Raw genomic sequence first — 15,619 nt, forward strand, 5'->3', positions numbered from 1 at the left:
GCAAATGCTGGCGATATCACTCTATCTGGCGGCGTGGGAGTCGACGGCTGGACGCTTGGCTTCGTAGCCTTGAAGTATGGCACAAAAGCAGGTCCGTTCCACCCGCCCCTCCGCACGGGTATATCGGCGTCGTCGACTCGCGGTGCTGATCACCACGCTCGTACTCGTCGGGCTTTTGGCGTGGGCGGGCGTCGGCATCGCCTCCCTGCTGCGACCCGCGGCCCCGGCAGAGAGCACGGCGGATCCCGCGGCGGCCGCGCCAGGAGCGGCTTCCTCGCAGCCATCGGGTGTTCCCTCCCCGGAACCTTCCGAGCCTAACGGCTGCCTCGATGAGGAGGTGGTCGTTTCCGCGTCAACCGCCCAGACCACGCACGGGCCCGCGGATGATCCGGTGCTGGTGATGACCATCAAGAACGCGGGGACGGCCGACTGCATGGTCAATGTGGGAACCAGTCAGCAGGAGTTTTCCGTCACGAGCGGGGCGGACCGGATTTTTTCCACCTCTGATTGTGTGGAGGATCCCACCGACACCGAGATCACTATCAAGCCGGGTGCCAGTGAAACCGCGCGCTTCACCTGGACCCGGGTGCGCAGCGCCCCGGGGTGCAAGTTCGTGGCAGCCAAGCCGCGACCGGGAACCTACGGCTTCACCGCGAAACTGGGGGACGTGAGCAGCGAGACCGCGAGGTTCGAGCTGCGCTAGCCGCCCTCGTCCTGCCCCGCTCAGGTGGTTTTCTAGATGAAGCGGTCCAGCAGGGATGATTCAGCGACGCGGGACAGGCCCTCGCGGACCGTGCGGGCACGCTGGTCCCCGATCCCGTCCACCGCCATCAGGTCCTCGATATTGGCGGCCATCAGGCGCTGCAAACCGCCGAAGTTATTGACGAGCCGGTCGGCCACTGCCCGGGGAACCGACGTGATGCCTGCCAGCAGCCGGTGGCCCTTGGGCGTGACAACCGCGTCGAGCGAGTCGATGCCGGGGCTGATTCCCAGGATCGCAGCGAACTTCCCCAGGTCGATCAGGTCCGTGGAGTCGAGGTTCTGCAGCTTCTTCAGCGCCGCCTCGATGTCGAGCTCCTTGCCGCCCAGGGTCGAATAGTCCTTCAGCAGCAGGTCGGCACCGGGGCCGAGCCCGGCCGAGAGTTCGTCGAGCTGCAACGCCAACAGTCGTCCGTCAGCACCCAGCTCGAGCACGTACTGGGCGATCTCCTCGGAGATGCGCCTGACCATTTCCTGGCGCTGCAGCACCGCCGCGACATCGCGGACCGTGACGACTGCCTCGATCTCCGCAGCGGACAGCGCGCTGGTGACCTGGTCCAGCCGCGAGCGGTAGCGCTCCAGCGTGGCAAGGGCCTGGTTTCCGCGGGCGAGCACCGGCTCGGAGCCCTCGAGCAGGTAGCGGATGCCTTGGACGTACAGGGCGATGATGTGCATCGACTGCGAGACCGAGACGACCGGGAAGCCGGTCTGGATGGCGACGCGCTCGGCGGTGCGGTGGCGGGTCCCCGACTCCTGGGTGGGGATCGAGTGGTCCGGGACCAGCTGCACGCCGGCGCGCAGGATGTTTGAACCGTCCTTGTCGCAGACGATGGCCCCGTCCATCTTGGCAAGTTCGCGCAGGCGGGTGGGGGAGAAGGCGATGTTGATGTCGAAGCCACCGGAGCAGATCGAGTCCACGACCCTGTCGTGCCCCAGCACGATCAGTGCGCCGGTGCGGCCGCGCAGGATCCGTTCGAGGCCGTCGCGCAGCTCCGTTCCGGGTGCAACACGGGCCAGGGTGGCGCGCAGCGCATCTTCGGGGCTTTTCGACATGGGCCGGTTCCTTCCAAGGGGGTGACTACTACCTATGGTATGGCCAAGGCGGACCCACCAAGCCCGGAAATGCACCCCAGTGAGCGACTTCGGCACCCTTTTGTTACCGAAAGAACATGGATTACCCGGTTTTGACGCGTTGCTCGAAGGCGATGTCCAGTGCCTCGTGCACCGAGGAAACGGTGAAGACGCGGATCGAATCGGGGATGTTCTTGGGAGGCTGCGGGGAGGCCGGCACCATGGCGTAGCGGAAGCCGAGCCGCTCGGCCTCGATGATCCGGCGGCCGATCTCCGGAACGGGGCGCACCTCGCCGGCCAGACCGACCTCTCCGAACGCCACGAACTGCGGTGGCAGCGGATGGTTGTGCATGGAAGAGGCAAGCGCCAGGGCCGTGGCGAGGTCGGTGGCCGGTTCGCTGAGCTTGACCCCGCCCACGGTGGCCACGTAGGAATCAAGCCCGCCCAATTCCATCCGGGCGCGCGACTGGAGCACGGCCAGGATCATCTGGGTGCGCGCCGCATCCAGGCCACTGGTGGCCCGGCGCGGGATGGCGCTGGTGGCCCTCGAGAGCAGGGTCTGTACCTCGGCGACCAGCGGGCGGCGTCCCTCGAGGGTGACGGTGATGCAGGTTCCGGGCACCGGATCCTTGGTGCGGGTGACAAAGAGCCCGGAGGGATCGGCCAGTCCCTCGATGCCGCCCTCGGTCAGGTCGAAGCAGCCGACCTCGTCGGTGGGGCCGTAGCGGTTCTTCAGCGCGCGCAGCAGGCGCAGGCGGGAATGGCGCTCGCCGTCGAACTGGCACACTACGTCCACGAGGTGCTCGAGCAGCCGGGGCCCGGCGATCGAGCCGTCCTTGGTGACGTGTCCAACCAGGATGGTGGTCATGTTCCGGCGCTTGGCGGCGTTGATGAGGGAGGCCGCCACCTCGCGTACCTGCGAGATGCCGCCGGCGGTGCCGTCGACCTCGGAGGAGGCCAGGGTCTGCACGGAGTCGATGATCAGCAACTCCGGGTCGATCTTTTCCACCTGGCCCAGCGCGATGCCCAAATCGGTCTCGGCGGTGAGGTAGAGCGTGGTGGCCATGGCGTCGATGCGTTCGGCCCTGACCTTGACCTGGGCGGCGGATTCCTCGCCGGTGATGTACAGGACCTTGCGGTCCGAGCGGGCGGCGCGTGCCGCAACGTCGAGCAGCAGCGTGGACTTGCCCACTCCGGGTTCCCCGGCCAGCAGGATGACGGCTCCCGGGACCAGCCCGCCGCCGAGCACCCGGTCAAGTTCCTCCACGCCGCTGGAGCGGTAGGAAGCTGCGGAGGCATCGACGTCGCCGATGGGCTGGGCCGGGACGGCGATGCTGGTGGCGGCGGTGGTCTTTGCCGAGACGGCGCCCATTTCCTCCACCGTGCCCCAGGCCTGGCATTCGCCGCAGCGCCCCACCCATTTCACGGTGCTCCACCCGCATTCCGCGCAGCGGTAACCGGGGGTGGATTTGGTGCGGGTGCTCTTGGCCATGCCTTTGATGCTAGCTTGCGGTGCCCACGCTTTGGGTGCGTGGCAGCCGGGTTACGCTACAGGCGCGGCAACAACGCCACTGCTTCCTCGTGGCTGGTGCCGGTGGCCTCGAGCAGGTCAATCACCAGAGGGCGCAGCAGCAGCACCATGCCTTCACCTTGCAGGCCGCTGACCTGGAGGGCCGCGGGATCCAGCCGGGCTGCGCATTCGGCAAGCTCGCGTCGGGCCCGACCCACAGCCCTTCGGTATCCGGACTCCTTGGTCTCCAACACTGCGTAGCCAAGGGCGTTGACCGCCTCGGACAGTTCGGTCAACAAGCCCGCCACGGACTCGACCCCCTGGTCGGTCAGGGAGCCCTGGGTGATCACGGTGGTCAGCCTCCTGGCCAGGACCCGGGAGTTGCGCACGGCCAGATCGGTCTTTTCCGCCGTAACCTTCAACCGGTCAAGGTCGGAGCGGTGTCGGCGGTGTGCCGGGGCCAGGGTGGCCACCTCGCGGGCCATGTTCAGGGCCGCGGGCAGGGAATCCAGGAGCTGCTGGGTTCCGCGGGCGCGGACCAGTGCGTGGAATGCCAGGGTGGTGTCGGAGGCGCTGACGGCGCGCCCGCATTCGTGCAGGATGCCGGCGAGCTCGCCCAAAAGCTTGCCCAGCTCGGCAGTGGGGGTGCGGCGCGGGTCGCGGGGAAAAACCATCATGATCAACAGGCCGCACAGCGAACCGATGACCGCGTCGATTGAACGGCTGAATGGTCCCGCGGCACCGATGGGCAGAAGGACCACCAGCACCGATTGCAGTCCCAGCTGGGTGGAGAAAATGGGGCCGGAATCCAGGAACCTGGCGATCACCAGCGACAGAAAAAGGACCAGGGCCGCCTGCCACAGGCCGCTTCCCAGAAGCGTCAGCAACAAGTCTCCGACAGCCACGCCCAGGGTGCAGCCAATGGCGACCTCCATCGAGCGGCGCACCGTGGTGGCGGTGCCGAATCCCAGCACCAGCAGCCCGCTGGTCGCGGCAAAGATCGGGTCCACGTGGCCCAGGAGTTGCTCGGCGATCCAGTAGGCCAGCACCGCGGAGACGGTCATCTGGATGATCTTGGGGAACGATGTCCCGACGCGGCGCACACCCACGCGGTTGCGGCGCATGACGAACGTCCACGCGCCGCCGGCCGATGATCCGATACCCATGGACAACAGTCTGTCATGGCGCGCAAATACCACTGGCAAGTATGGATCGTGACGCGAAACACTGGGCCATGCCGGCCTTGTTCACCTTGCGTTCACCTTCGTCGGAAGTGCTGGTTACTTCCGGGGCCTAATTTCGTATTGAAGCGATGTGCCGGTGTGCGCATCCTTGGGAAAGACCAGGACGACACGGTTCGTCATTGACAGGCATGTGAAAGAGGATAACTCGTGAAGCTTCATCGCATTGGCAGCGCGGCTGCAGTTCTTACCGTGGCAGCACTTGCCCTGACCGCTTGCGGTTCGGACAGCCCGACGGCCACGGCCGGAACCGGCGACGCCGGCAACTCGTCCGCAGGGGCAGTCTCCGGCACGTTGACCGGTAGCGGTGCTTCCTCGCAGAAGTCCGCCATGGAAGCCTGGAAGGCTGGCTTCGAGCAGGCCAACGCCGGCACCATGGTCCAGTACTCCCCGGATGGCTCCGGCGCCGGCCGCAAGGCCTTCCTGGCCGGAGGCGCGCAGTTCGCAGGCTCGGATGCCTACCTGAAGGACGAGGAAGTCGAATCCTCGAAGGAAATCTGCGGCCCCGAGGGCGCATTCAACGTCCCGGCCTACGTTTCCCCGATCGCCGTTGCCTTCAACCTTCCGGGCGTTGAGACCCTGAACCTCGATGCAGCCACCATCGCAAAGATCTTCAAGCTGGAAATCACCAAGTGGAATGATCCGGCCATCGCCGCGACCAATGAAGGCGTGGAGCTTCCGGACACCGCGATCACCGTGGTGCACCGCAATGACGAGTCGGGCACCACCGAGAACTTTGTCGACTACCTCGCGGCCGCCGCGAAGGACGTCTGGGACTACGAAGTCTCCGGCGACTGGCCCAAGGACCTCGCCAGCGAGAACGCCAAGGGCACCTCCGGCGTCGTGGCAACCACCACCGCCACCGAGGGTGCAATCACCTACGCGGACTTCTCCGCCGTTGGCAAGCTCGGCACCGTCAACGTGAAGGTCGGCGACGAGTTCACCGAGATTTCCCCCGAGGCAGCAGCCAAGGGCGTCGAGGCAGCCACCCCGGTCGAAGGCCGCGGCGCACTGGACATGTCCCTGGACCTGAAGCGCGACACCACCGAATCGGGTTCCTACCCGATCATCCTGGTCTCGTACCACGTGTTCTGCTCCACCTACAAGGACCAGGCCACGGTTGACCTCGTCAAGAGCTTCGGCGAATACGTACTCTCCGAGGAAGGCCAGAAGCAGGCTGCAGGCTCCGCCGGCAACGCCCCGCTGTCCGCCAAGATGAGCGAAGCCGCCATCAAGGCTGTCGACTCGATCAAGGTCGCGTCCTAACTTTGCACCCAGGCCTTCGGGGGAATATCGATGACTTTTCTTCGATATTCCCCCGAAGGCGCAGTAGCATCTGATTTGACCCCTCCATATCCCAGCGCGAACGGCCGTATGATCCCCCTTGCCGCTCGCTCAACTCCCTAAGGCTCACCCATATGACTACCAACGCGCTACGGCGCAGCGGATCCAAGGGACAGGCCGGAGACAAGATCTTCTCCGGAGCCGCGCTAGGCGCGGGCATCCTGATCCTCGTAACCCTCCTTGCGGTAGCGGTCTTCCTGCTCATCCAGGCGCTGCCCACCTTCACCGCCGACCCGACACTCGTCAGTGGCGGCGAAGGTTTCTTCAGCTACATCTATCCGATTGTCATCGGCACCGTGATCGCAGCGGCCATCGCCCTGCTCATCGCCACTCCGGTCGGCATCGCCGTTGCATTGTTCATCTCCCACTACGCCCCGCGCAAGCTGGCGGCGGGCCTTGGTTACGTCATCGACCTGCTGGCAGCCATCCCGTCGGTGATCTACGGCGCCTGGGGCTACCTGGTGCTGGCCCCGGCGCTGGTCCCCAGCTTCCAATGGCTGACCGCGAACCTCGGCTTCATCCCGATCTTTGAAGGCCCCGCCTCGCAGACCGGCAAGACCATCCTCACGGCCGGCATCGTGCTGGCAGTGATGGTACTTCCCATCATCACCTCGCTGAGCCGCGAGATCTTCCTGCAGACCCCCAAGCTGCACGAGGAAGCCGCCCTGGCATTGGGCGCCACGCGCTGGGAAATGATCACCATGTCGGTGCTTCCCTTCGCCCGCCCCGGAATCATCTCGGCCGTCATGCTCGGCCTGGGCCGTGCACTGGGCGAGACCATGGCCGTGGCCCTGGTGCTCTCCACCGGCAGCCTGATCCCATCGCTGATCAAGTCCGGCAACCAGACGATTGCCGCCGAGATCGCCCTGAACTTCCCCGAGGCCTTCGGCCTGCGCCTCTCCGAGCTGATTGCGGCCGGCCTGGTGCTGTTCGTGATCACCCTGGTGGTCAACTTGATCGCCCGGGCAATCATCGCCCGCCACAAGGAATTCTCGGGAGCCAACTGATGAACACCGTTACCGCCAACAAGCTCCCCAACGATTCGCGCCAGCAGCCGGGCAAGCCTCCGGTTGCCCGCAAGCGAAACTCCCTGTCCAAGGGCCACCTGCCGCGCTGGGCCATCCCGGGCATTGCCGTGGGCGCACTGATCCTCGGCGCCGCGGCTTCCACCCTCGGTGGATTCTCCGTGGCAAGCTTCGCCATTTACACCGCAGTCATCTTCGTGGTGGCCTCCAGCGTCATCACCACCCTGGTGGAGGGGGCGCGCCGCGGCCGGAACGCCCTGGCCACCTACCTGGTCTATGCAGCCTTCCTGGTCGCGCTCATCCCGCTGGCTTCCGTGCTGTTCACGGTGCTGCAGAAGGGGCTGCCGGGCATCAACACCCACTTCCTGTTCCACTCCATGAACGGAATCACCGGTGCGGCCGACAACGCCAGCGTCGAGAACGGCACCCCGGTTCTCGGCGGCGCCTACCACGCGGTGATCGGCACGCTGCTGATCACGCTCTGGTCCACCCTGATCTCCGTTCCGGTGGGCATGCTGACCGCAATCTACCTTGTCGAGTACGGCAAGAACGGCCCGCTCGCCCGGGGCATCACCTTCTTCGTCGACGTGATGACCGGCATTCCCTCGATCGTCGCCGGTCTCTTCGCCACCGCGCTCTTCGCGGTGATCATGGGCCCCACCGCCCGCATGGGCATCGTTGCCGCCGTCGCCTTGAGCGTGCTGATGATCCCCACGGTGGTCCGCTCCACCGAGGAAATGCTCAAGATCGTCCCGAACGAGTTGCGCGAGGCGGCCTACGCGCTGGGTGTGCGCAAATGGCGCACCATCGCCAAGGTCGTCATCCCGACGGCAATCTCCGGCATCGCCTCCGGTGTGACCCTGGCCATCGCCCGCGTCATCGGCGAGACCGCACCGATCCTGGTCACCGCCGGCCTGGCGAACAACATCAACGTGAACGTCTTTGGCAACTGGATGGCCACGCTGCCGACGTTCATCTACTACCAGATCCTCACCCCGACCTCGCCGACCAACGTGGATCCCTCGATCCAGCGTGCCTGGGCTGCCGCACTGTTGCTGATCGCCATGGTCATGGTGCTCAACCTCGGCGCACGCCTGATCGCCGGCCTGTTCGCCCCCAAGAAGGGCCGTTGAGCCTCAAAGGCTCCGGACCCTCAGACACACAAACTTCCTAAGGAAAAAACACATGTCTAAGCGCATCGACGTCAAGGACCTCAACGTCTACTACTCCAGCTTCCTGGCCGTGGAAGACGTCAGCATCGAAATTGAAGCCAAGTCGGTGACCGCCTTCATCGGTCCCTCCGGCTGCGGCAAGTCCACCTTCCTGCGTACGCTGAACCGCATGCACGAGGTCATCCCCGGTGGCCGCGTCGAGGGCGAGGTGCTCCTGGACGGGGACAACCTCTACGAAACCGGTGTCGACCCGGTCACGGTCCGCAGCCAGATCGGCATGGTCTTCCAGCGTCCCAACCCGTTCCCGACCATGTCCATCAGGGACAACGTGCTCGCCGGGGTGAAGCTGAACAACAAGAAGATCTCCCGCTCGGATGCCGATGGACTGGTCGAGAAGTCGCTGCGCGGCGCCAACCTCTGGAACGAAGTCAAGGACCGCCTGGACAAGCCAGGCTCCGGGCTTTCCGGCGGCCAGCAGCAGCGCCTGTGCATCGCCCGCACCATCGCGGTGAAGCCGGAGGTGATCCTCATGGACGAGCCGTGCTCCGCCCTGGACCCGATCTCGACCCTCGCGATCGAGGACCTGATCAACGAGCTGAAGAACGACTACACCGTGGTGATCGTGACCCACAACATGCAGCAGGCCGCGCGCGTGAGCGACAAGACCGCGTTCTTCAACATCGCCGGCACCGGCAAGCCCGGCAAGCTGATTGAGTACGCCGAGACCACCACGATCTTCTCCAACCCCGGGGTCAAGGCCACCGAAGACTACGTCTCGGGCCGCTTCGGATAATTCCTGACTGCACTCGCCGCAGAAAAATTCGCCCGGGACCGAACAGGTCCTGCGGCGGTACCGGAAGGGGGATCTTCCGGGGATCCCTGGAGGGGGATCGCAACGGCGGAACCACGCGCATGAGTCTTGCGCGGGGTTCCGCCGTTGCCTTGTTTAACGCCCGAGGGAGCCATCGCTGATCGGGGGCCCGCGAGGATGCACGTGGAGCCCGACAGCGCGACCCGGGGAATGGGACCACCCGGCCGCACCGGAGGCATCGGTGGTGCCGCCGAAGCCTTGTGGCGGGGGCAGTGGCGCTTGTGCCGGCGCCAATGGCCGGAGACGCTCGGAGGCGCCCCCCCGGGCCCGGTGCAGGGGGCCAGGCGTCGAGGGTGGATCCGGTCAGGACGGAGCGGGCAAGAGCCGCCTAATAATCAGCTGACCAACGGATGAATGGCCAGGCTTAGGATGCCGCCGAGCAGCGAGCAGACTACGGGGGTGGCCACCCAGTGCCGCAGTACGCGCTTTACCTGCCGCCAGGTAACGGACTCGAACCGCTGGTTGGTGCCCGCCCCGACGATCGAGCTGGTCACCGCCTGGGTGGTGGAAATCGGCAGGTGGATCAGCATGGCACCCAGGAAGAGCATTGCGGCGGAGACCGATTGGGCCACCATGCCGCGCAGCGGGTCCAGGTTGACCAGGCGGTAGGCAAGGGTATGGGCGATGCGCCAGCCGCCAAAGAGGACCCCTGCCGCCAGGGCGGAAGCGCCCAGCAGCTGGGGGCCGAGCATGATGGTGCCGGGCTGCGCGGCGCCCGCCGTCACCAGGGCCAAGGTCAACATGGCGCCGGTGCGCTGGCCGTCCTGCAATCCGTTGCCCAGGGCCACCGCACACGCCGAGATGGACTGCCCTGCGCGGGATGCCCCGCTGACGTCGGAGGCGGTGGAATGGCGCACCAGCCAGGTGGCGGGGATGACCAGGACGTATGACACGACGAAGGCAAAGACGGGAGTGAAGAGCAGTGGCAGCAGAACTCCGCCGGCAAGCATTCGCCAGGCGTCGTGCACCCCGTCGTCGCCCAGCAGGGCAGACGCGCCGCCCGCGCCGGCAAGGGCGGAAACCAGGGAATGCGTCGAAGACACCGGGAGTCCGCGCCACCAGCAATACAACGCCCAGGCGCCGCCCGCGAGCAATGCGGACAGCAGCAGTGCCAGCCCGGGAACCCCGCTCGGGACGTTCAGCTCGACGGCCGAAATCAGGTAGACCCCGAAAGAGGTGGAGAGCATGGTGCCCAGAAAGGTGAAGAACGCAGCCACCAGCACCGCATAGTTGGGGGTCAAAGCGCGGTTGCGCACGGCGACGGCGATTGAGTTCGAGGCATCGCGGAACCCGTTGAGGAACGCGAAGGCGCAGGTGAACAACAGCACCACGAACATCATGAAGGATTGGCCGGTAACCACGCCCGACTCAGGATTCCTTGACCAGGACGCGTCCCAAGTGGTCGGCCACGGCTCGCAGGGATTGGGAACAGGAGTGGAGCTGGTCAGCGACCGAACGGTGGCGAATGATGGTGCCTGCCTTGTTCAGTTCCCCGATCTCACCCAGCCACGTTTGGTGCGTTCGGTGCGCGCGCTTGGAAATGCGCACCAAATCAAGCCAAACGTCTTCCAGGTCGTCCAGTCGCTGGAGCTTGCCCAATGCCTCGGTGGTGAGCTCGGTCTGGCGGCCAATCAGTTCCAGCTGCTCGGCCGCACGATGTGAGAGGTGTCGCTTGCCCAGGTGCGCAATGAGGATGCCGCCTCCGCTGAGTTGCTCGACGGCCTCATGGAGCAGCCGCGAAAAAGTGTAAACGTCTTCGCGCGGCAACGGGTTGACGTAGCTGGTGCGCAAATGCGTCAGCACCGCGTAGTGCAGGTCGGTGGCCCTGGCTTCGGACGCGTCCAGCGCATCAAGCTGCACGGCGCGGTCTTCGCTGGAGCCCAGCATTTCGGAAAGAACCCCAACGCATAGGTTGACTTCGGAGGCCAGGTCACGAAGAAGCCCAAGGCCGCGCATGTCCGAAGGGAACAATCTAAATTTCACGAGGAAACCACCGGATGGAAAGGAAAAAGCGGGACTCTGCCCAGTTTACGCATCCAAGGTGAACAAGCCCGCCCGGGGCCGTGTGAAGTGCGTCCCCGTGCCAGGGCGGGGAGTGAAGTTGGCGGTGCCGAACCGGGAGCGCCTCTCGGCGGAAGGCCGCTCGTAGCGGCTGAAAGTTGGAGCCCGGGGCTGCCGCGGTCCGGCACCGTGATTCCAGTTTTCTAGGAAACCGGCCCTCCTGTCAACACGCCGGCGCAGTATTCGCGCTCGGCGTGAAGGAACTCTCAGTCCAGTTCCCCGCGCCTCCAGGATGCGGCGGCGGCTTCCAAGTCCTCGGCGGTCTTCAACAGGGCATGGGCGCGACCGGTCATCAAGGCGGCGCGCTCCGGGTGCGAAAAATCGGCCGCATCCGCCTGTTCGGCTTGCCCCAGGGCTATGACCCGGCAGTACGCCGCGGTGCGTTCCAGGGCCACATCGAACTCGCCGTCAAAGGCGCCGGTGAGGATGGAGCTGGTCATGTTGCACAGTTCCTCGGCCCCCGGCGGTTCCGCGGCTCCTGCAACCACACGCGAGACCTGGGCCTGGCGGGCGCCGGCGGCGAAGAACGAGGCCATGGCCTCGGGATTGTTGACGGTTGCGGCGCGGATTGCGTACAGCCGCCACAGGGCGCCGGGAAGCGAGCGGGCGGGGGCCTTGGACCAAAGCTCGGCAATGACCTCCAGGCCTTCGTCCTCGGCGAGCCGCACCAGGCGCTCCCGGATCTCCGGATCGTCATTGAGTTTTCCTGCCTGCACCAATGCGTGGGCGGAGAGGTGCGCTGCCTCGGACACGCGCGCCGGATCGGCACCGCCCTCGAAGGGATCGAAATCCATGGGAGCGAACGGTTTGGGTTTGTGGTGCCGGAATGTGGTTGCCGGGGGAGTCAATGCTGGGTGGCCCTTCATGGGCTCGAGGATACTCTGCCCAGCTGGATACTTGCTCATCTCCGGGATGGGTGAGCCGTCGGGAGGGAGTCTGCGTGCCGGCAGGCTGGCAGCAGGAAAGCCCGCGGCGGGGCAAGTCCTGCGAACCCCAGGTGTTCGGACACCAGCTGATTCCAGCAAGCTTGTCCAAGCGGGACCGGATTATCCGCTAATATGGTGTTGGCTAAGTGCCAAGCGCGCCTTTAGCTCAGTTGGTAGAGCACTGGACTTTTAATCCATTGGTCGCGGGTTCGACCCCCGCAGGGCGCACAGAGAAGCGGTTCTGACTAGGAGAAATCTAAGTCAGAACCGCTTTCTGTTTAAGTCGTTGCCCCCAAATTCAGGGAAGCCAACGAATTCGATTATCTGGCTGGATCCGGGAGTGCCAGTTGATCTCGGACAATCTTCCTGCTGCCTGCACTTTCTCAACGACGTCGAGGGCCGAAGTCTCTGAACCGAAGACCCACAAGGCCCGATTCGCTTCGCATTCTTCTAGCTCGCTCAGATAGAAGTATGAGGGGTCCCAGCCGACCTTGAACTCGCTCGGCATACCGTTCAAGAACGTGGAGGACAGCTCGACCGGTCCGCTTTCAACAGGTTGCGTCAGTGGTCGTCCTCAACGGGCGTGCGCTGTTTGTGATGGCAACCGCCTTATTGCCGACATGCCCCGAGGGACCTGGAAGTCCGTCTGTGCTTCCGGCGCTTTGTGGTCCGCGGATGTGTAGGCTTGGAGCAGTATATTGCTGTTGTGTCCAGGACAGAGAGGCACGTTCATGGCCAGGATTGGGAAGTCGCTCCCGATTGCGGACGAGTTGGCCGCTGCGGCGGCGGGTGCCGCCGGGTTGCTCATGTCCGAGGCCACCGTGGCCGAAACGCTGAAACTTATCACCGCCGCGGCGAAGTCCAGCGTCCCCTTCGCCATTGGTGCCGGGGTAACGTTAATGGATGCCAATGCCCGTCCGACCAGTGCTGCCGCCTCGGACGAGGTCGTCGAGCAGGCCGATAGTCTGCAATACGATCTCGAGCAGGGCCCTTGTCTCTCCGCCTGGGCCACGGGCGAAACGGTGGTGGTCCAGGACATTGCCGCCGACGATCGCTGGCCCGAATGGTCAAGGTTGGTGGCGCCGCTGGCCGTCGCCGCCTCCATCAGCGTTCCGCTGAAATCCTCCTCCGAGTCCTTTGGCGCGGTGAAAGTCTATGCCGCCGAGCCCCAGGCCTTCACTGAGCGCTCTCGAGGTGTCCTGGAGCTGCTGGCCCGGCAGGCTTCGGTGTTGCTGGAGCATGCCATCACCGCGGAACAGGCCAAGAAGGTCAGTGACGAGTTGCGCAGTACCCTGTATTTGCGAGACGTCATTGGCATGGCCAAGGGCATCATCATGGAACGTCATGGCGTTGCCGCCGATGACGCGGTGCGGCTGTTGTTGAAGCAGGCCATCGCGGAGGGCCGGACCCTGGGCGAGTTTGCTGCCCGGTTAGTCGAGGCCGCCACCCCGCAAGGTGCCTAGCGACGGGGAACAGGCCATGGAGATGGATGACGATGATTTGCAGCTGAAGCAGCTGCGCCAGGCGCTGCCGCTTGCGGGCCTGACGGTGGGCGAGTTGTGGCTAAAGTACTTCGGCCTTGGCGGGTCAGCCGGCCAATTCGAAATCGAGGCTTATCTTTTTGCCGCCCATGCGTTGCCCACGTTGGAGCGCGATCTGGTGGCCCACGCGATCAATGAACGCTTCATGGACCTGGACATGGATCTCAGGGTCCCGTACTCCACTGACCAGGACCCGGGAAAGACGGAAACCTAAATGGGCGCCCGAGGCCACGACGCACGCAACCAAGACGAGCTGCAAGACCTGCTACTTGAGAGCGAGGGCTTCAGCGACTTCATGCTGGAGCTGGTGCTGATTGCCGCGGCGGGGCTGGGCAGCGGCAAGCCGGTGCTGTGTTCCATCACGGTGGAGCGCGAGGGCTTCCCGCTCACGGTGGCAAGCAGCGAGCTCGATGCCATGGTCCTGGATGAACGCCAGTACGCCTTTGACAATGGTCCCTGCCTGACCGCGCTGCGGCAGCAGCGCAAGGTCTTCATCCCGGAAATAGACGAGTCGAGGACTTGGCGGGATTATGCGCGGGAGATCGGCTCCAGCGGAGTGCATGCCATCCTCGCGGTCCCCGTGGAAGCCGGCAGCGGCACCCAGGCCGCGCTGAACTGCTATGCCCGCGAACCCGGAATAATGGATTCGGACTTTGTTTCCGCAGTGGAGGCCTTCGCCGGATCGATTTCGCGCATCCTGCGCTTGGCCCTGCGATTCCACCTGCCTGCCCTGGCCGGCGCTGACCTCGGTTCGGAGCTGCGGGCCCGCGGGCTGGTTGACGGGGCGGTGGCGGTGATCATGGTCCGGGACAAGTGCAGCCGTGCCGAGGCTTTCGCTCAATTGAGTCGCTCGGCATTCTCGGCGAACGTGCGCCTCGGCGACCGGGCGATCGAGGTCCTGCGTGAGGCGCGACGCGCCCGGGGGATGGAATAGTCCTTCGTCCCTTGCCCGGGACCAGGGCAAGGTGGCAGGGGCACGAAACCGGGAATTTTCCGGCTCCGTGGCCGGACAACCCCAAAACCTCGTTTTTGAGGGTTCCGGCCTCGCGGACTTCCTGGAGCAGCTGTGCGGATTCTTCGCCGTGCGGGCGTCGGCCGCGCTGCCGGCCCACCGAATAGGCCAATGCCCTTGGCAACGGGCTGACCGCTGGCCGGAGTAGGCCGGGGCTCACCGCGGTCCCGCCGTCCGCAGGGGCATGCGGCCCAGGCACAAGGTCCACCCGCCCGCCGGCGCTGTGGCTCGCCGCGCGTCAGCATGAGCATGCGGATCCGCAGCAGACCTGAGGTCGCGCACCCATCGATTTGGCGTCAACATGGGACGGCGGGTCGTTCCAGGGAAGAGGCGTTCAAGTTCTCTTCGCGGGCGGCTTCCATCCGCAACCAGAAAGGCGTGGTCCTGGCCACCGGACTCGCGGACACCCTGACCGCGAAACACGACAAGACCTACTTCGGGCGAGGCCTGGGAGCCGGCTAGATGTCGGTGCCGTAGCCCCGCAGCAGGAAGGAGTGTGGCAGCGCGGGCAGGCGGTGGGTGCGGATTCCCTGGAATTCCTCGCACCGGCCACACCAGCATTCAACGTCCCAGGCCGAGGGCGCGGGCCCATGCGGTGGTACTGGCCTGACCTGTTCAAAGACCAGGTACTTGTCGCTGTGGCAGGTTCCGCAACTGATCGGCGGCACGCTCTCCTGCGTCGATGGTGAGACCAAGGTGATTTTGGCGGTGTCCGCGGGTAGCTCGCTGCGACGTTGCGGGGTGGCGAACAATTGCTGGATGGTCATGAGCCCTGTCCTCGAATTTCCGAATTTCCGATACGCGGATGACGTGCTTCCCGGGGTCTGGAGAACCACGTGCGGCCGACAAAAACCCCGCCGGCCGATCGATAAATCGATTATGCCCAACACGTATTGCCGAATTCAAGGGGATTTCACCTCGTGCCCCGCGGTGTCCGGACCCGCCATCCGCCCCGCGGGGTCCCGGGCGTGGCGCGGGCCAGGGGCCGGTGTGGCCCGGGGCTGAAAGCGACGAGGCTGGCGGCGGTCGGATCCGTGGAGGCTACGGGAGGGCCACGATGCAAACAATCCTTCCCGAGGCGGATAA

General features: G+C 65.3%; 16 protein-coding genes and 1 tRNA gene. 10 read left to right on the plus strand and 7 right to left on the minus strand.

Translation table 11 applies throughout. From position 1 onward, the window contains the following. Nucleotides 1–76 precede the first annotated feature (76 nt). Nucleotides 77–703 carry a hypothetical protein gene (locus tag ABD687_RS14510; RefSeq protein WP_310290119.1) on the plus strand — a complete coding sequence of 209 codons (627 nt, stop codon included), beginning with the start codon at nucleotides 77–79 and terminating at the stop codon, nucleotides 701–703. A gap of 32 nt (nucleotides 704–735) precedes the next feature. On the opposite strand, the gene disA is transcribed toward ABD687_RS14510, so the two are convergent. The 3 genes from disA to ABD687_RS14525 all read right to left on the minus strand — a co-directional run bounded on the left by disA (nucleotide 736) and on the right by ABD687_RS14525 (nucleotide 4,506). Next, a complete protein-coding gene (gene disA / locus ABD687_RS14515; protein ID WP_264270487.1) occupies nucleotides 736–1,812 on the minus strand; it encodes a DNA integrity scanning diadenylate cyclase DisA in 1,077 nt (358 codons plus the stop codon). Between the two features lie 121 nt (nucleotides 1,813–1,933). Further along, on the minus strand, nucleotides 1,934–3,322 hold the full coding sequence (gene radA / locus ABD687_RS14520) for a DNA repair protein RadA (protein WP_264270488.1): 1,389 nt from the start codon (nucleotides 3,320–3,322) through the stop codon (nucleotides 1,934–1,936). Between the two features lie 56 nt (nucleotides 3,323–3,378). After that, nucleotides 3,379–4,506 carry an FUSC family protein gene (locus tag ABD687_RS14525; RefSeq protein ID WP_310290117.1) on the minus strand — a complete coding sequence of 376 codons (1,128 nt, stop codon included), beginning with the start codon at nucleotides 4,504–4,506 and terminating at the stop codon, nucleotides 3,379–3,381. A gap of 225 nt (nucleotides 4,507–4,731) precedes the next feature. Here ABD687_RS14525 and pstS point away from each other — a divergent pair, with 225 nt between their 5' ends. From pstS to pstB, 4 genes are all read left to right on the plus strand, one after another. Further along, nucleotides 4,732–5,847: a phosphate ABC transporter substrate-binding protein PstS gene (gene pstS / locus ABD687_RS14530; protein ID WP_264270490.1), complete on the plus strand. Its 1,116-nt coding sequence runs from the start codon at nucleotides 4,732–4,734 to the stop codon at nucleotides 5,845–5,847. 152 nt (nucleotides 5,848–5,999) lie between these two features. Further along, nucleotides 6,000–6,932, plus strand: coding sequence for a phosphate ABC transporter permease subunit PstC (pstC, locus tag ABD687_RS14535; RefSeq protein ID WP_264270491.1), 933 nt, complete (start codon nucleotides 6,000–6,002; stop codon nucleotides 6,930–6,932). Beyond that, nucleotides 6,932–8,083 carry a phosphate ABC transporter permease PstA gene (pstA, locus tag ABD687_RS14540; RefSeq protein ID WP_264270492.1) on the plus strand — a complete coding sequence of 384 codons (1,152 nt, stop codon included), beginning with the start codon at nucleotides 6,932–6,934 and terminating at the stop codon, nucleotides 8,081–8,083. The genes pstC and pstA overlap by 1 nt, the downstream gene beginning before the upstream one ends. Before the next feature lie 52 nt (nucleotides 8,084–8,135). Further along, nucleotides 8,136–8,915: a phosphate ABC transporter ATP-binding protein PstB gene (gene pstB / locus ABD687_RS14545; RefSeq protein ID WP_264270493.1), complete on the plus strand. Its 780-nt coding sequence runs from the start codon at nucleotides 8,136–8,138 to the stop codon at nucleotides 8,913–8,915. Between the two features lie 413 nt (nucleotides 8,916–9,328). Here the strand turns inward: pstB and ABD687_RS14550 are convergent, their stop codons facing one another. The 3 genes from ABD687_RS14550 to ABD687_RS14560 form a co-directional block, all read right to left on the minus strand. Continuing rightward, entirely contained in the window at nucleotides 9,329–10,354 is a 1,026-nt protein-coding gene (locus ABD687_RS14550; RefSeq protein ID WP_264270494.1) for an inorganic phosphate transporter, read from the minus strand. Nucleotides 10,355–10,361: 7 nt separating this feature from the next. Beyond that, nucleotides 10,362–10,976 (minus strand): hypothetical protein, encoded by a 615-nt coding sequence (locus ABD687_RS14555; protein WP_264270495.1) that lies wholly within the window; start codon nucleotides 10,974–10,976, stop codon nucleotides 10,362–10,364. A gap of 284 nt (nucleotides 10,977–11,260) precedes the next feature. Then, entirely contained in the window at nucleotides 11,261–11,920 is a 660-nt protein-coding gene (locus ABD687_RS14560; protein ID WP_264270496.1) for a hypothetical protein, read from the minus strand. A gap of 215 nt (nucleotides 11,921–12,135) precedes the next feature. On the opposite strand from ABD687_RS14560, the gene ABD687_RS14565 reads away from it, so the two are divergent. The 5 genes from ABD687_RS14565 to ABD687_RS14585 all read left to right on the plus strand — a co-directional run bounded on the left by ABD687_RS14565 (nucleotide 12,136) and on the right by ABD687_RS14585 (nucleotide 14,995). Next, a tRNA-Lys gene (locus ABD687_RS14565) sits at nucleotides 12,136–12,208 on the plus strand. A gap of 503 nt (nucleotides 12,209–12,711) precedes the next feature. Then, nucleotides 12,712–13,443: a GAF and ANTAR domain-containing protein gene (locus tag ABD687_RS14570; RefSeq protein ID WP_264270497.1), complete on the plus strand. Its 732-nt coding sequence runs from the start codon at nucleotides 12,712–12,714 to the stop codon at nucleotides 13,441–13,443. A 16-nt stretch (nucleotides 13,444–13,459) separates the two neighbouring features. Continuing rightward, a complete protein-coding gene (locus ABD687_RS14575) occupies nucleotides 13,460–13,735 on the plus strand; it encodes a hypothetical protein (protein WP_264270498.1) in 276 nt (91 codons plus the stop codon). After that, the gene (locus ABD687_RS14580; RefSeq protein ID WP_310290112.1) at nucleotides 13,736–14,455 is read left to right on the plus strand and encodes a GAF and ANTAR domain-containing protein; all 720 of its coding nucleotides are present in this window, start codon (nucleotides 13,736–13,738) and stop codon (nucleotides 14,453–14,455) included. It begins immediately after the preceding gene. Nucleotides 14,456–14,776: 321 nt separating this feature from the next. Then, nucleotides 14,777–14,995: a hypothetical protein gene (locus ABD687_RS14585; RefSeq protein ID WP_310290111.1), complete on the plus strand. Its 219-nt coding sequence runs from the start codon at nucleotides 14,777–14,779 to the stop codon at nucleotides 14,993–14,995. Here the strand turns inward: ABD687_RS14585 and ABD687_RS14590 are convergent. Beyond that, nucleotides 14,992–15,300 carry a hypothetical protein gene (locus ABD687_RS14590; protein ID WP_264270500.1) on the minus strand — a complete coding sequence of 103 codons (309 nt, stop codon included), beginning with the start codon at nucleotides 15,298–15,300 and terminating at the stop codon, nucleotides 14,992–14,994. The genes ABD687_RS14585 and ABD687_RS14590 overlap by 4 nt on opposite strands. Between the last annotated feature and the right edge of the window lie 319 nt (nucleotides 15,301–15,619).

This window comes from Paeniglutamicibacter sulfureus, from assembly GCF_039535115.1.
In the GTDB taxonomy this organism is placed as follows: Bacteria; Actinomycetota; Actinomycetes; order Actinomycetales; family Micrococcaceae; genus Paeniglutamicibacter; species Paeniglutamicibacter sulfureus.

Coding starts and splice junctions, on each gene's coding strand:
- radA (WP_264270488.1), bottom strand. CDS start 3,322: ATGGCCAAGAGCACCCGCACCAAATCCACCCCCGGTTACCGCTGCGCG.
- ABD687_RS14585 (WP_310290111.1), top strand. CDS start 14,777: ATGAGCATGCGGATCCGCAGCAGACCTGAGGTCGCGCACCCATCGATT.
- pstC (WP_264270491.1), top strand. CDS start 6,000: ATGACTACCAACGCGCTACGGCGCAGCGGATCCAAGGGACAGGCCGGA.
- ABD687_RS14590 (WP_264270500.1), bottom strand. CDS start 15,300: ATGACCATCCAGCAATTGTTCGCCACCCCGCAACGTCGCAGCGAGCTA.
- ABD687_RS14525 (WP_310290117.1), bottom strand. CDS start 4,506: ATGGGTATCGGATCATCGGCCGGCGGCGCGTGGACGTTCGTCATGCGC.
- ABD687_RS14510 (WP_310290119.1), top strand. CDS start 77: ATGGCACAAAAGCAGGTCCGTTCCACCCGCCCCTCCGCACGGGTATAT.
- disA (WP_264270487.1), bottom strand. CDS start 1,812: ATGTCGAAAAGCCCCGAAGATGCGCTGCGCGCCACCCTGGCCCGTGTT.
- ABD687_RS14560 (WP_264270496.1), bottom strand. CDS start 11,920: ATGAAGGGCCACCCAGCATTGACTCCCCCGGCAACCACATTCCGGCAC.
- ABD687_RS14570 (WP_264270497.1), top strand. CDS start 12,712: ATGGCCAGGATTGGGAAGTCGCTCCCGATTGCGGACGAGTTGGCCGCT.
- ABD687_RS14580 (WP_310290112.1), top strand. CDS start 13,736: ATGGGCGCCCGAGGCCACGACGCACGCAACCAAGACGAGCTGCAAGAC.
- ABD687_RS14575 (WP_264270498.1), top strand. CDS start 13,460: ATGGAGATGGATGACGATGATTTGCAGCTGAAGCAGCTGCGCCAGGCG.
- pstA (WP_264270492.1), top strand. CDS start 6,932: ATGAACACCGTTACCGCCAACAAGCTCCCCAACGATTCGCGCCAGCAG.
- pstB (WP_264270493.1), top strand. CDS start 8,136: ATGTCTAAGCGCATCGACGTCAAGGACCTCAACGTCTACTACTCCAGC.